Origin of the sequence: Nostoc spongiaeforme FACHB-130, from assembly GCF_014698475.1 — a bacterium.
GTDB classification, from domain to species: domain Bacteria; phylum Cyanobacteriota; class Cyanobacteriia; order Cyanobacteriales; family Nostocaceae; genus Nostoc_B; species Nostoc_B spongiaeforme.
Genome location: NZ_JACJTB010000043.1, coordinates 47583 through 62150, shown reverse-complemented (window position 1 = coordinate 62150; position 14568 = coordinate 47583). Strand labels below are relative to the sequence as shown.

Sequence of the window (14568 nt, the reverse complement as noted above, 5' to 3'; positions counted from 1 at the left end):
TCTGGCACTTGCTGCAACTGTTCTATCAGGTTATTCATGTTTGCTACTTGTCAATTTGCGTTCGCCTCCCATAAGTATTGTCATTTTTCTTTGCTTGTATGAAACCACCCTGCTCTGTCATTACTGTTGGGGATGATTATTCTTAGCTGGACTGGACAAGGCATTAATACAATGACCTTGGGTGGACTAGTAGTTGCCATTGGTTCAGTGGTAGATGATGCGATCGTTGATATGGAAAATGTCTACCGCCGCTTGAGGGAAAACCAAATAGTAGGTAACCCGAAAAATCCTTTACAAGTTGTGTTTGACGGCTCAGTAGAAGTGCGTGTTAGTGTTCTATTTTCTACAGTTATTATTGCCGTAGTCTTTGCACCAATTTTCGTCTTGTCTGGGGTCGAAGGTCGCATTTTCACGCCGATGGGAATGGCATATTTACTATCGATTCTTGCTTCTACCTTGGTTGCATTGACACTAACTCCAGCATTATGTGCCTTACTACTGGCAAATCGCCGTTTACCAAGTACAGAAACTTGGCTAGAGCGTAAAGCACATCAACTTTATCGTCCGGCGCTGAAGTTCTCAATTCGCTACCCCAGGATGATTTTAGGAATTGCCCTTGCAGGCTTAATCGCATCAATGATTATCTTACCTGGGTTAGGAAAAGTCTTCTTGCCAGAGTTTCAAGACCGCTCTTTGGTCAATTCGATGGTGCTTTTACCTGGGGAATCCTTAGATGCAACTGACCAAGCAGCTTTAGCGGTAATGGATTCATTGAAAAACGATCGCCGCTTCGATTTTATTGCCTTGCGATCTGGGTTTGCTCAAGGAGATCCGGAAGTGGCAGGGGTCAACTTTGGTGAGTTGGATGTGCAGATTAGTGAAGCAGGTGCAAAAAATCGGGACAAGACTGTAGAAGCACTCCGCAAAGAGTTTGAAAAACTTCCTGGTGTGGCAACTAATATTGGTGGATTTATCTCACACCGAATAGACGATATCCTCTCAGGCGTGAGAAGTGCGATCGCTGTCAAAATTTACGGACCCGAACTCGAACAACTCCGCATCCTTGGAAAACAGGTACAATCCGCCATGAATGGAATTCCCGGCATTGTAGATCTGCAACTAGAACCCCAAGTCCCAGTTAAACAAATTCAAATTCAATTTGACCGCGATGCAGCAGCTCGTTATGGGCTAACTGTGGGGGAACTAGCAGAAACAATTGAGACTGGACTGAATGGCAAAGTAGTTTCCCAAGTCTTGGAGAAACAACAAACGTTTAATCTTGTCGTCTGGTTGCAAGAACGCTATCGTAATAATTTAGACGTGATTGGTAACTTGTTGGTAGATACACCCAATGGGCAGAAAGTTCCTTTATCTCAGGTTGCCAAAGTTGAGTATGGCACAGGGCCAAGTACCATTAATCGTGAAAACGTTTCTCGGCTGATTGTAGTTTCTGCCAATGTTGCTGGACGGGATTTGGGTTCTGTAATTAAAGATGTACGCGATCGCGTTAAAAAAATTCAACTTCCTGGAGGATACTACGTCCAATTTGGCGGTCAGTTTCAGGCACAGGAGCAAGCAACGCAGACATTAATTATTGCGGGTGCGGTTGCGATCGCGGTGATTTCTGTATTGATTTACTTTGCCGTTAAGTCGATTCCTGCCACAGCCATGATTATGATTAACTTGCCACTGGCATTAATTGGAGGTGTCATCTCTGTAGCCTTGAGTGGTGGGATTATTTCCGTTGCCTCTATGGTTGGTTTTATCACTCTATTTGGTGTAGCTACTCGTAATGGATTGTTGTTAGTGGATAACTATAACAATCGCCTAGCAGACGGGATACCACTTAAACAAGTAATTGTTGACGGTTCGATGGAAAGATTAGTTGCAATTCTCCTGACAGCACTTTCATCAGCACTAGGTATGGTTCCCTTAGTAATTGGTTCTGGTGCAGGCAAGGAAATCTTGCAACCTTTGGCAGTTGTAGTGTTAGGCGGCTTATTTACCTCTACTGCCTTAACACTCTTAGTTTTGCCAGCCTTATATTCACTATTTGGCAGATTCTTGATATCAAAAAAGACTACAGAATTACAAGATATTCAAGTCACTCCAGGTTCAGTTATATGACGCTTAATTTATTAATTCTTTCCAGATATCCCCCTGGAAATATAGAGATATCTATGCAATTACCATATAATTGCTCGCAATTTTCCTCATAACCAATCAGGAGTAAGTTCATGCAATCATTTAAAGTAGGTTTTATTGTTTTTGTAAGTGCAGGGTTGTTATTTTTAGGAGCTTGTAGTAATCAAGCTTCTGAATCCAGTAGTAATCCTTCAGGTGCTGCTACAGAAAATACTAATAAAACTGAACCAGCCACCAAAACTGAAACATCTGCTCATGGCGGCTCACTTCGTAAAAACTCTCAAGTCGTCGAAGTAGGAAAATATCACTTAGAGTTAGTACCTGAAAAGGAAGATAGCGCAACTCACTTAGATTTATATTTGCAAACAGGTGACAAACACGAAGCAATTCCAAATGCTAAAGTTACTGCTGATATTCAGTCACCAGATGGAAAGCAAAAAACTGTTCCCCTAACATATGATGCTGAGGGTAAACACTATGCTGCCAAATTAGATAAAATTGCGGCAGGTCAATATCAAGTGAAAGTTACAGCGAATATTGGCAGTGAAAAAGTCAACGGTCGGTTTAGTTTTAATCAATGATTTGAGTACCAAAGTCATGCACTCGTCGCTACTGAAATGGTGCCGGGTGCTATGACCAAATACCTAGCGCATTGAGCATTTTGAAGAGAGTTGCCTATCCTTTAGGTATCTTGCTTCCTCCAACTTTAGCAGCAGTGTTCATGAGTGCTTCAACTGTCGTGGTATTTGTTAATGCAATGCTATTGCGATGATTACAGTTAGGTTAAGCAGAGTTTGTAACAGCATTTTCTCTGAAGTACTTTTAGACACGGTACCTGGTTAAGTCAGTACTATTTTTGTAGAAATTCACTAAGAATTTCATCTTAATTTCATAGTGACCTGTCAAACTGGTTTTATAAAGGTTTATTTGCTAAAAATAAATCTACAATCTAGCTGATATATTTTCTTAATTGAATGATCCAAACAAAGAGAATGCTGATTTATGTTGCCGTATGTAATCTAGCTATCACATCTCTGAGCTATGCTGACTATGCAATTGCAAAAACGGATAACGATAAGCTAGGTACTATTGAGGATAGTTCGCAATATATTCATACTGGTTGGCAACTTGTAAAACAGACATTCCAGCTACACATTCCTAAAAATGGCAAGCCTATTTCCCAGCTGATTATAGACGTTCCACCCAAAGTAGCTGTAACTAATGATGTTGACGTATTGGATGAGCAAGGTCAAAAAATTAAAATTAATATCTTAGTAAGTAGTCAAAGAATTATTATAGATTTTCCTGAACTTGTTACTTCTAGCACTAGTAAGTTACAAATTAACTTCAATAAAGTACTACAACCAATTACTGGTTCTCTTTCTATTTACCATCTATCGGCTAAAGTTGTTGGTAGCGATGTAGAGATTCCTGTGGGTGAAGTTCAAATTCCTTCACTTTAATTTATTTGTAAATTTAAATTATAACTGCTTAAATTTCATCTTGATTTCATTGTGAGTTGTCATTCTAGTAAATAGAGGTAGTATACCTCTTCAACAAAAAGATCACTAACAATTAAAACCTGATAATGGTTGCTAACTGGCTAATTCTCTTGATTAATGACTATGCAAATGAGGGAGTCAAATTTAGCTTTGCTAAGTTTAATATATCTATCAAGAGCAGATTAAATCATAAATAATGAGATGTAATTTAGCTAATTTATTTGATTATCGTAGAGGTAAATATGAAGAATTTATTGGTTTACACTGTTGTCTTAACTCTAAATAGTATAGCTATTATTGCTCCTAGCTATGCCAGTGCCAGAACAAATGATGATAAGGTTCCTCATATTGATTCAAATACACAATTTCCTCCCACTAAGTGGGGAAAATTCAGGCATACTTTCCGATTGCACATTCCGCAAAATAGCAAAGCTGTTACTCAACTAATTGTCAAAATTCCAGCAAATATAATTATCAGTAATAATATTCAAGATATCGATGCCGTCGATGAAAAGGGACAAAAAATTAATACTAATGTAACTGTCACTGGTAAAAGAATACTATTATTTTTTGCCAAACCAGTTGCCCCTAATACTAAGTTTAATATCGACTTTAACAGGATAAAAAGACAAAATCTTGGTAATGGTTCTGTTTACAGTTTCTCAGTTAGAGAGGTTGGAATTGATGCAGAAATACCTATAGGTGTTGCTTCATTTCATACTTACTGATTAAATGTTTTTTCACTAATAAACTAAAGAGTTTCATGGAACTCTCATGTATAAATGTGAAACTAATAATAAAAGAAAAATGTGTAGAAATTGTTAGAAGAAACAAAATAAAAAAATAGATTTATGTTAATGTATGTATTTTAGCCTTGACATCTTTTTCGGGTTATAATATTTGGGCAAGTGGAGAAACAGGTGATTTTATAACTTCTCATCTGTTTAAAAGTGTTGTCATTCTTATTACTACTTATCCCACAGATGCTACTCATAAATTTAAAGTTAATGTATAGGTTAACCTTTGGTATAACTTGCAATTAAGTTACCTGACGTAGTAGAATTCAAGTTAAAAATCAATCAGGGCAGATAATTCCTACAACAGTTTCTATTAATAGACAAAAAGTTACTGTATGTAGCTTTCTCATAACCAATAGATCTTGAGATAATACTCTTAGTTTTAATAAGAAGAGTCAAAAGCAAGAATTCACCACCCGTTTAAGGTGGTGAATTCACCTATATACTATGGACATACAAAGTAAGAAGCCAAAAAGTTTTGTACTCTTGTGTTACTAAGAAGTATAAGCTAAATTAAACCACATTAATCCAAAAATCAGCAGTAATAATTTTCCCGTTACGATTGAATTGTCCCCAAAGTTTATACTTGCCTGCTTGCGGAAAGCTAGTCATAAAATGAACCTGTCCAGTTGGGGTATTTTTGAGTGCGTGAGCATGGATGTAATCTGCTGCTGTTAATGAGCTTGACTGTCGCAGGATAACCAAATGTCCTTTTTCTCCCAAGTAAGGTTGCAAGTCTGTTAACGGTTGATTGTTAGCAGCATCTTGTAATTTAAACATTAAAGTCACTTCTTGACCTGCTTTTACAGTGGGTTCAGAAAGAGCGAGATTGACTTGAGTATCATTGAAAGTTTTACTACGCTTAATGTCAATTTCTGGAGCAGCAATACTGATTCCTGGAACTTGTGTTTTCAATACTGAAATTTGCTCTGTTTGACCAGTAGGTTTGTAGTCACTAAAAAATGTGTAACCACCTGCTTGGGGAAAACTAGCTTCTACTTTGAACTGACCATTATCTTTATATGTAGGATGAAGATGGCTGAAAAACTGAAGATCGTCACTGACAATAATTAAATGCATGAGCTTTTCTTGAAAAGTGTCAAACTTGGCGATCGCCTTCCCTTCTAAATCTTCAACATCAATCAATAGCGAAATATTTTTATTTGGGGTGATTTCACTGGAAACTTTAAGTTTTGCTTGAGTCACTGCTTTCTTCTCACCATGAACTGTGCTACTTGTTGAATGTTCTCCATGATGACTTTCATTGATTGAAGGCTCTTCATGATTATGACTTCCGCTCGTTAAATGCTCCTCATGCTGATGTGTACTAACAGACATTGCTTTTTCTTCAGCGTTAGGTAATGATGAACAAGCTTGAACTATTACCAAAGTAGTAGTGATAGCGATCGCATTTATAAATCTATTCATTGATTTTCTCCTTTACTCAACATAAAGTGAGTTTAAATTGTCTAGTTGAGTGGAGAGTCAAGAGGTAAAATCAAGAAATTTTTAGTTTTTTGATTTGAATTAATAAAAAATACGTTCATTTTTGAGTGAACGTATTGTTAAAAAATATTTTTTAGATTAACACTGATTTTTAATTAATAATGGGGCAAATTGTTGGATGATATGTTTCGGATTGAATTTCCCAGTCAGACAGCATCCCTGACAAATCTTGTCTCAAAATAAGTAATTGCTGAATTTGATCATCAATAGCTTGTACCTTATCCTCAAGCTTGATTTTTATATGTTCACACGGTAATTCTCCCTCATCATGAACATTCAAAAATTCTTTGATTTCGGCTAAAGTTAAACCCAGACTTTGAGCGCGTTTAATAAAGTGCAGGCGAGCTAAGACATCAGTGTTAAATAATCTAAAACCACCCTCAGTTCTGCCTGATGATTTGAGTAGACCAAGCTCCTCATAGTAGCGAATGGTTTTAATCGGTACTCCACTTTCTTTAGCAACTACACCAATCTGTTTTGACTTTTCTTGAACTAGCATAATTACTTCTCTTAAATTTAATCGTCTACTTTATCCTAGATTCTCCAGTCAGATGGAGAGTCAAGTATCAACTCGATTAAAAATAATGGGGTAAAGTGAAAACCCCCTAAGCTCAAGCCAGGGGATATAAGCCAAGCTAAGAATTCTCGCTTATTTTCAGGGGAGTACGTCAACTCTTGATTGTTTTGCTAACTTACCTGCTTGATTCCTTAACTTTGGTACACCTACAAACAGTAAGCGAATTTGGGTAATTACGATATACAGGATAGGCACAACAAACAAACTCAAGAAAGTAGCAACGAACATTCCACCAAAGACAGCCGTACCAAGAGATTGTCGACTAGCTGACCCTGCGCCTGTAGCGACAACGAGTGGCCAAGTTCCCAGTAGCGTAGAAATAGCAGTCATGACAATTGGTCTTAAGCGTTCTCCAGAAGCTTTTACGGCTGCTTTAGTAATCGAAAAACCTTGTTCGCGTAATTGGTTAGCAAATTCAACAATTAAAATTGCATTTTTACTAGCTAAACCAATTAACATCACTAAACCAACCTGACAATAAACATCGTTATACAAACCACGCCATGATTGAGCTAACAATGCTCCTAAAACAGCTAAGGGAACTGACAATAAAATAATCAAAGGGTCTACGAAGTTATTGTATTGAGCAGCCAGCACTAAGAAAACGAAGAAAATCCCTAGACCAAAAATAATTGGTGCTTGACCACCAGATTCTAATTCTTCTAAGGTAATACCTGACCATTCGTAGCTCATATTTTTTGGTAAGACAGTAGCGGCTAAATTCTTCATCGCTTCTATTGCTTGTCCAGAGCTAAAACCAGGTGCAGCTGCGCCATTAATTTCAATTGAGCGATATAGATTGTAGTGGTTAATTGTTTGCGGCCCGGTGGTTGGTGTAACCTTCACCAAACTACTGAGGGAAATCATCTCACCCCGCCCGGAACGCACATATAGTTGTCCAATATCTTCTGGGTTAGCGCGAAACTGTTGATCTGCTTGGACATAGACTCGATAAGTGCGACCAAAAGCATTAAAATCATTGACGTAGCGAGAACCGATGAAAGTCTGCAAGGTGCTAAAAATATCTCTGACAGGGACTTGTAAGGCTTCGGCTTTTTCTCGATCTACTTCGATAAGTAACTGTGGTGCATTGGCTGTGTAGGTACTGAATACTCCTTGCAATCCTGGTGTTTGATTGGCTTTGCCGATTAAATCGTGGCTGATTTTGACTAAATTATTGATGTCGCTATTATTTCTGTCTCCTCTATCTTGCAGCTGAAACACAAAACCACCCACACTGCCTAAACTTTGGATAGTCGGAGGATTCACTGCAAACACGGCTGCGTCTTTGATTGCTGACAGTCCACCTCTAGCTTGATTAACAATTGCTGATGCTGTTTGTTGGGCTGTTTTTCGGACATCCCAAGATTTTAGCGGTGCAAATATCAAGCCTCGGTTGGGAGTATTACCACTAAAACCAACACCACCCATTGCAAAAGTACCTTGAATCTCTGGTATCTTCAGCAGTGCTTTTTCTGCTTGCTTCGCAACTTCACGGGTGTAGTTGAGTGAAGTGCCATCTGGCCCCTGTATTAAGTTAATAAAATAACCTTGGTCTTCTTCTGGTAAAAATGCTGTCGGGACGCGCAGGTAAAGCCAGCCTGTCCAAACCAAAGATGCAATAAACAGTACCACAACAACGATTTTAAAGTTGATCAGCAACCGGAGAATTTGTTGGTATCCTTTTTGCATCCAGTCAAGTAACCAATTAATCGCTCCAAAAATCCAGCCTAGTAAACCGCGTGGTTTTTGAGTTTTCCGCAACAACATAGCTGCCAGAGCTGGAGTTAAGGTAATAGCAATAAAAGTCGAAAGTACAATTGAGAAAGCGATCGTCAGTGCAAATTGTTTATATAGTTGTCCCGTTGTTCCAGGGAAGAATCCCACAGGAATAAACATAGCCATGAGTACGAGGGATGTGGCAATTACCGCCCCAAACAGTTCTGTCATGGATTCACTAGCCGCTTGGCGCGGATTCATCCTTTTACTCTGGATAAAGCGGTTAATTTGTTCGACGATGATGATTGCATCGTCTACCACCATCCCCGACCCTAAAGTCAAACCAAACAAAGTCAAGCTGTTAAGTGAAAAATCGAAAACCTTTACAAAGGCAAACGTTCCAATTAAAGAAATTGGAATTGTAATTGCGGGAATGAGGGTAGTGCGCCAGTCTTGTAAGAAAACAAAAATTACTAAGACAACTAGCACAATCGATTCCAATAAATTTTTGACAACTTCCTGGCGAGATGCTTCAACAAATAGTGAAGAATCATAGGGAAATTCATATTTCAAACCAGGTGGAAAGTCCTTTGCAATTTGCTCCATTTCGGCTTTTACCGCATTAGCAATCTTTAAAGCATTGCTTCCAGGAATTTGCAGGATTTGATAGCCAACAGCAACGTGACCGCTATAGCGAGCAAAGGAACTATAATTTTCTGCCCCAAGTTCAGCACGACCAACATCTTTAAGCTTCACAAGTGTGCCATCTGTACCCGCTTTGATGACCATGTTTTCAAATTCGGCAGCTTCTTTTAACCGCCCTTGAGTTTGCAACTCAATTTGATACATTTGCCCATTTGGTGCAGGTGGCTGTCCAATACTACCGATACCTAACTGTAAGTTTTGTTGATGAAGTGCGTTAATTACGTCCTCAGTTGTGAGCTTGCGATTAGCAAGTTGAGTCGGGTCAAGCCACAACCGCATTGCATAGCGGCGATCGCCAAACGTCGCAATATTACCTACACCTTTGATGCGTCTGAGACGGTCTAAAACATACAGGTCTGCATAGTTACTAATAAAAGTGTCATCGTACTTATCGCCTTCGCTATACATAGCCATTGCTAAGACGATACCACTGGATTGCTTTGTGACAGAAACTCCTGTTTGCCTGACAACTTCTGGCAATTTTGGTTCCGCCAGCAAGACTCGATTCTGCACATCAGCCGCCGCAGTATCAATGTCATACCCTTGATCAAAAGTGATGATGATGTTACTAGTACCGTCACTGCTGCTAGTTGAGGTGATATATTTTAAGCCTTCGACACCATTAATTTGGCGTTCTAAAACTGTTGTGACTGTATCTTCTACAACTTGCGCGCTCGCACCAATATAATTAGCGGTGACATTGATTTGCACAGGACTGATATCTGGGTACTGCTCTACTGGTAGTAGCGGAATGCTGATTATCCCTACCATGAGCATCACAAGAGCGCAGGCGATCGCAAATACAGGTCGCTTAATAAAAAAATTCGCAAACATAAACTTATTCTTTGTGAGTAAAAATCTGGATTTAACTAAGGCTCAGGGATAATTGGAGCGCCATCTCTTAAGTTGAGTAAACCGGAAACAACAATTTTCTCGCCTGCGGTTAACCCTTTTAACACTTGATACTGATTACCCTGGATACTACCTAGCTCTACGGGTTTGAGCCGTGCTACTAAATCCTGTTTTTTGGGTGAGGATTCAGCTACATAAACAAAGGTTTCTGCACCCAAACGGATAACAGTTGTTGTAGGAATTAATACTCCTGGGCGTTTGTCCCAAATCACTTTAGCCTTGACAAATTGGTCGGCTCGCAACTGTCTGAGGGAATTATCAAATAGTGATTTGACTAAGACTGACTGAGTATCGTTAGCGGTGTTGGGAGCAATGAAAAATATTCGACTGCTTCCGAGATTTTTACCCCGTTCGTCAATTAACTGCAATGTCATTCCAGGACGTAATCGGGTTGCTTGCTGAACTGGTACGGAGATATTGACTTCTAGAGTTTGATTTTCGGTGATAGTTGCCAATTGAGTAGAGGTATCAACAAAATCACCGATTTTGATGGGGATATCGCCTACCTTGCCAGCAAAAGGAGCAGTAATTTTGTAGTATTTCAACTGGACTTGTTGTTGTTTGGTAGCTGCTTGAGCTTGCTGTACGGCTTTTTCGGCTTGAGAGATAGCAGCTTTTTGGGCTTGAATTTGGGCATCAATTGCATTCAAACTGGCTTTAGCTGTAGCTAGTTTATTAGCGTATTGATCCTGAGTTTGGCGAGATATCGCACCTTCAGCAGCCAGATAAGAGTACCTTTGGTAGTCCAACTCGTTTAGCTTGACATCAGCTTGTTTGGATAAACGTTCAGCTTCTATAGATTTGAGAGTTGCTTTGGCATTTTCGAGTTGCGATCGCGCCGCCATTGCAGCTGCATCCACACCACTAACTGCTGCTTTTTGTTCTTCCGCATCTATTTGCAGAATGGGTGTACCTGCTTTTACTTCATCCCCTGCTTGTACAAAAATCTGACTGATTTGTCCTTGAATTCTAGGACGGAGAGCGACTGAGCGACGTGATTGGAGGTTAGCAATAAAATTGGAACTTTGTTCGATTGTGCTGGCTTTTAAGGAAGATAATTTTACTTGTACACCAGGAGGTGTAACAGCCGTAGCCACCGGGGGTTTTGCACTGGGAGTAAGGACACGCCAAACTGCAATACCTCCACCTACTAATAGTAAGGTCAGCAATAACCAAAGCCACGGTCTTTTTGAGTGTGGTGACTGTAATTCAGCCTCTAAATCATCGTCATCTAGAATGGGAGGCTGATCTTCCAAATCATCATCTAAATCTAGAATAGGAGTTTGGTTTTCCAACGGGTTCATGTTTGAGCAATTTCCTGTAATTTCAATTGAGTCGAAATAATTCCTAATTAATAGATTTTTATCAACAGTTAGCTTCTGCTAACTGTTGATATACCTTTAAAAACTCCTATATGGATGGATAACCAACAGAGGCGATCGCTTCTTTAATAGCTGTCTCTGATGCTTGAGTTTCTACACTGACAGTTTTGGTTTTTGTGTCAGCTTTTACAGTAGCAGTAGTATCAACTTTGTGAATTGCAGTGTTGATAGTATTTACACAAGCGGAACAAGCTAATTTAGGGATAGTAAGTTGTAATGTCATCTCTGAAAACTCCTGATTTTTTCCTACTAAATGGTTGTTTGTTTGAGTAGTGTTTTAATTGTTTTACTCAACTTGGAATTAGCTTAAATTCTCCATCTGCTTGGAGAGTCAAGAGGAAAATCAAAAAAGAATAAAAAATCAACCACAAATCAAACAAAAAGTTCTGGGCGGATGCTGACTCCACTCAGAACTTTTCAAGATAGATGCATACAGATAAACACAAATTATGTGTCTGCCTATATCTGTATTTTTATATACAAGATGACTATTATATTATTGTATTTAGTGGTAATATTCCATCACTATTAATTTTAGGAACTTTTATAAGTTAGTAAGCAACAATCAAACATAAAATTGCCTTAAGCCTTTAGGCTTGCAGTCGCTACCATCAATCCCCACACAACACCAAAGCGAATTTTAGTTGCGCGATAAACCGCAAAATTTGCATCTTCAAGCAAGCGGTGAAATTCATTTTGGGTATAACACTGCTGATGAGCCGGATCAAAAACTTTCAATATCAGATCACAGATTTTACAAGTTAAATAATCTCTACACCAATCTAAGATAATGACTTTACCATCAGGCTTAAGGACACGTCTCATCTCTTTCAATGCAGCAAGTGGATCGTCAAAGTAGTGAAACGCATTGGCAGACACAATCACATCAATACTATCATTGTCGAATGGCAAATTTGAAGCACTTGCAATCTGGAATGAGACTTGAGGATAAGCACTACATTTCTGTTTGGCGATCGCCAGCATTTTATCTGAAATGTCTATCCCAACAATTTGTTGTGATGAATACTCAGCTAGAAGTAAACGTTCAAACTCACCAGTCCCACAGGCAACATCAAGTATAGTATCTGTTGGTGATATTTCTGCCCAGGTTTTCAGGAACGATAGTGTATTGGTTATATAACTTTTCCAACGTAGATCGTAAACAGAAGCTAACTGGTCATACTGGTTACGAACTATAGTTTCACTCATATTGTTTTTTGTAAAATTTATTCGTGTTCAAGAATCGGACAAATAGTGGAATGAGAACCATCCGGCTTGATTTCCCAACCAGAAAGCAACCCTGATAATTCTTGTCTCAAAATCAGTAATTGCTGAATTTGTTCATCAATAGCTTTTACCTTATCTTCTAGTTTAGTTTTGATATGCTCACAAGGTAATTCCCCTTGATCATGAACATTTAAAAATTCCTTAATCTCTGATAAGCTTAATCCTAAACTTTGAGCGCGTTTAATAAAGTGCAGGCGAGCTAAAACATCAATATTAAATAATCTAAATCCGCCTTCTGTTCTTCCGGATGATTTGAGTAGACCAAGTTCTTCATAGTAGCGAATAGTTTTAATTGGTACTCCGCTTTCTTTGGCAACTAAACCAATCTGTTTTGCTTCTACTTGGACTAACATACTTACCAAACCTCGAATGAGATATGATTACTGATCTTATACTAAACTCTCCAGTAAACTGGAGAGTCAAGCATGAAAAATATCATTTTTGAAAAAACTGATCTCCTAATGATTTGGGCTTCTCTAGCTTTTACAAATTAAAAGCCAGAGTTTTATCCAGCCATTGGAGCGATCGCGGCTGAAAATTAATTTCCTGTTTAGCTTTAAGATTAGATGCACCTCGTAGTTGGGTGGCATAGTAAACTGCATCTGCTCCTTGAGTTTTGAGTGTATCTGCAACGGATACCTGCACAGGTGGTTTTGCGCCCAACCAATCAGCATAGGCAGATAGCCATACTCGCAGTTCTAAAGGGCGATCGTCAACGATGTTGTAAATTCCGAGTTTACCTTGTTCAATAGCTGCAACAGTGGCAGCAGCAGCATCTTCAACGTGTATCCAAGACCACACCCCCTGTCCGTCACCGACAATGGGAAATTGCTGTTTTCGTACCATATTTGCCATATCCCCATCGCTGGCGTACCAAGTTCCTGTTCCGTAGAAGAGACCATAACGTAGGACAATGCCTTCCAAGGTATTTGCAGACAAAAGGCGATGTTCTATATCTGCATACATCCTTGTTCCTGCTGCTATGCCTGGGGTACTATCAAAGGCAAAAGGAGTTTCTTCATCAGCTAAACCTATACCTGGAGCATACCAGAAAGCACTGGATTGGAGAATGTAACGCCGGACTCCTGCTGCTTGAGCCGCTATTTGCAGGTTTGCTCCTCCTTCTCTGCGGGTGCGATGGTCTAGGGCCGTTGCAGCACTCATTGACTCAGGAGTATAGTTTTTGGGTAAAGCAGTGAGTAGGTCAATGACAACTTCAGGCTGAATACGACTAAGGGTAGTATGAACAGCATCAGCATCAAAGATATCAATGATTTCGGATTTTGCTCCCTGCTGAGTAAGAAAATTGGCGTTTTGGGGGGAACGAGTCAAGCCAGTTACATCATATCCAGCTTGAATTAATTGTGTGATGAGTGGACGACCGATCGCACCGGTAGCTCCAGCAATTAATACTTTCATAGTCATCTCTGAATTAGAATACGTTGAATTAAACGAGATGAAAAATTAATTTGTGATACCCAATTAATCTAAAGTTGTAGATAATAAGATATCAAGAATAATTAACCGCAGATAGACGCAGATGAGCGCAGATAAAGACGGATAATTAAACCCATTAACGTGGTCGCCAAGCAATGTTGCCAGAACCGTACTGAATGACCATTAGTAACCCACCGATGATGCACAGATTTTTCATGAACATGATCTGCTCAATTGGGTTAGCAAAGTTGCTATGGAAAATAAAGGTAGCGATGAAGGTGAATATGGCTAAGGCCGCAGCTCCTAAGCGTGCATAGAAACCCAGGAGTAAAGACAGCCCAGCCGAAATTTCTAGGGCGATCGCTACTGGTAAAAATAGCCAGGTGAAAGGCATCCCATAGGCGGCCATATATGCTTGTGTATCAGCTGGGTGAAGAATTTTATTGAACCCTGACCACAAGAATAAGCTAGATAAAAGAATGCGGGCAATCAATGGCAAATAATTGCGAGTTGCATGAAGTCCGGTATTGTATGGTTTTTGTGGTTGTAAATTTGTAGCTTGGGTAGTCGAGCGCAGATGATCGCCTTTCATAAAAATT

General features: G+C 39.3%; 12 protein-coding genes and 1 pseudogene. 4 read left to right on the top strand and 9 right to left on the bottom strand.

What is annotated here, in order from left to right; all coding sequences use genetic code 11:
* Positions 1-114 precede the first annotated feature (114 nt).
* The 4 genes and pseudogenes from H6G74_RS24605 to H6G74_RS24590 form a co-directional block, all read left to right on the top strand.
* A pseudogene (locus tag H6G74_RS24605) lies at positions 115-2127 on the top strand (efflux RND transporter permease subunit); the annotation flags it as partial.
* Between the two features lie 110 nt (positions 2128-2237).
* Positions 2238-2726 carry a hypothetical protein gene (locus H6G74_RS24600; RefSeq protein ID WP_190970139.1) on the top strand — a complete coding sequence of 163 codons (489 nt, stop codon included), beginning with the start codon at positions 2238-2240 and terminating at the stop codon, positions 2724-2726.
* A 411-nt stretch (positions 2727-3137) separates the two neighbouring features.
* Positions 3138-3608 carry a hypothetical protein gene (locus H6G74_RS24595; RefSeq protein WP_190970138.1) on the top strand — a complete coding sequence of 157 codons (471 nt, stop codon included), beginning with the start codon at positions 3138-3140 and terminating at the stop codon, positions 3606-3608.
* 281 nt (positions 3609-3889) lie between these two features.
* Positions 3890-4375: a DUF2808 domain-containing protein gene (locus tag H6G74_RS24590; protein ID WP_190970137.1), complete on the top strand. Its 486-nt coding sequence runs from the start codon at positions 3890-3892 to the stop codon at positions 4373-4375.
* Between the two features lie 582 nt (positions 4376-4957).
* Here H6G74_RS24590 and H6G74_RS24585 read toward each other — a convergent pair.
* From H6G74_RS24585 to H6G74_RS24545, 9 genes are all read right to left on the bottom strand, one after another.
* A complete protein-coding gene (locus tag H6G74_RS24585; protein ID WP_096585266.1) occupies positions 4958-5872 on the bottom strand; it encodes a hypothetical protein in 915 nt (304 codons plus the stop codon).
* A 169-nt stretch (positions 5873-6041) separates the two neighbouring features.
* On the bottom strand, positions 6042-6449 hold the full coding sequence (locus H6G74_RS24580; protein ID WP_190970136.1) for a heavy metal-responsive transcriptional regulator: 408 nt from the start codon (positions 6447-6449) through the stop codon (positions 6042-6044).
* Positions 6450-6605: 156 nt separating this feature from the next.
* Positions 6606-9785 carry an efflux RND transporter permease subunit gene (locus H6G74_RS24575; RefSeq protein WP_190970135.1) on the bottom strand — a complete coding sequence of 1060 codons (3180 nt, stop codon included), beginning with the start codon at positions 9783-9785 and terminating at the stop codon, positions 6606-6608.
* A 35-nt stretch (positions 9786-9820) separates the two neighbouring features.
* Positions 9821-11167 (bottom strand): efflux RND transporter periplasmic adaptor subunit, encoded by a 1347-nt coding sequence (locus H6G74_RS24570; RefSeq protein ID WP_190970134.1) that lies wholly within the window; start codon positions 11165-11167, stop codon positions 9821-9823.
* Between the two features lie 106 nt (positions 11168-11273).
* On the bottom strand, positions 11274-11468 hold the full coding sequence (locus H6G74_RS24565; RefSeq protein WP_016863701.1) for a heavy-metal-associated domain-containing protein: 195 nt from the start codon (positions 11466-11468) through the stop codon (positions 11274-11276).
* A gap of 359 nt (positions 11469-11827) precedes the next feature.
* Positions 11828-12454 (bottom strand): class I SAM-dependent methyltransferase, encoded by a 627-nt coding sequence (locus tag H6G74_RS24560; RefSeq protein ID WP_190970133.1) that lies wholly within the window; start codon positions 12452-12454, stop codon positions 11828-11830.
* A 17-nt stretch (positions 12455-12471) separates the two neighbouring features.
* The gene (locus tag H6G74_RS24555; protein ID WP_190970132.1) at positions 12472-12885 is read right to left on the bottom strand and encodes a heavy metal-responsive transcriptional regulator; all 414 of its coding nucleotides are present in this window, start codon (positions 12883-12885) and stop codon (positions 12472-12474) included.
* Positions 12886-13015: 130 nt separating this feature from the next.
* Entirely contained in the window at positions 13016-13951 is a 936-nt protein-coding gene (locus H6G74_RS24550; RefSeq protein WP_190970131.1) for an NAD-dependent epimerase/dehydratase family protein, read from the bottom strand.
* A 154-nt stretch (positions 13952-14105) separates the two neighbouring features.
* Positions 14106-14561, bottom strand: coding sequence for a DoxX family protein (locus H6G74_RS24545; RefSeq protein ID WP_190958829.1), 456 nt, complete (start codon positions 14559-14561; stop codon positions 14106-14108).
* Positions 14562-14568 lie beyond the last annotated feature (7 nt).

What these genes read in the sequence shown, in the direction of transcription:
- H6G74_RS24600 (WP_190970139.1), top strand. Translation starts at nt 2,238, where the DNA reads ATGCAATCATTTAAAGTAGGTTTTATTGTTTTTGTAAGTGCAGGGTTG.
- H6G74_RS24550 (WP_190970131.1), bottom strand. Translation starts at nt 13,951, where the DNA reads ATGAAAGTATTAATTGCTGGAGCTACCGGTGCGATCGGTCGTCCACTC.
- H6G74_RS24560 (WP_190970133.1), bottom strand. Translation starts at nt 12,454, where the DNA reads ATGAGTGAAACTATAGTTCGTAACCAGTATGACCAGTTAGCTTCTGTT.
- H6G74_RS24585 (WP_096585266.1), bottom strand. Translation starts at nt 5,872, where the DNA reads ATGAATAGATTTATAAATGCGATCGCTATCACTACTACTTTGGTAATA.
- H6G74_RS24590 (WP_190970137.1), top strand. Translation starts at nt 3,890, where the DNA reads ATGAAGAATTTATTGGTTTACACTGTTGTCTTAACTCTAAATAGTATA.
- H6G74_RS24595 (WP_190970138.1), top strand. Translation starts at nt 3,138, where the DNA reads ATGCTGATTTATGTTGCCGTATGTAATCTAGCTATCACATCTCTGAGC.
- H6G74_RS24570 (WP_190970134.1), bottom strand. Translation starts at nt 11,167, where the DNA reads ATGAACCCGTTGGAAAACCAAACTCCTATTCTAGATTTAGATGATGAT.
- H6G74_RS24555 (WP_190970132.1), bottom strand. Translation starts at nt 12,885, where the DNA reads ATGTTAGTCCAAGTAGAAGCAAAACAGATTGGTTTAGTTGCCAAAGAA.
- H6G74_RS24575 (WP_190970135.1), bottom strand. Translation starts at nt 9,785, where the DNA reads ATGTTTGCGAATTTTTTTATTAAGCGACCTGTATTTGCGATCGCCTGC.
- H6G74_RS24565 (WP_016863701.1), bottom strand. Translation starts at nt 11,468, where the DNA reads ATGACATTACAACTTACTATCCCTAAATTAGCTTGTTCCGCTTGTGTA.
- H6G74_RS24580 (WP_190970136.1), bottom strand. Translation starts at nt 6,449, where the DNA reads ATGCTAGTTCAAGAAAAGTCAAAACAGATTGGTGTAGTTGCTAAAGAA.
- H6G74_RS24545 (WP_190958829.1), bottom strand. Translation starts at nt 14,561, where the DNA reads ATGAAAGGCGATCATCTGCGCTCGACTACCCAAGCTACAAATTTACAA.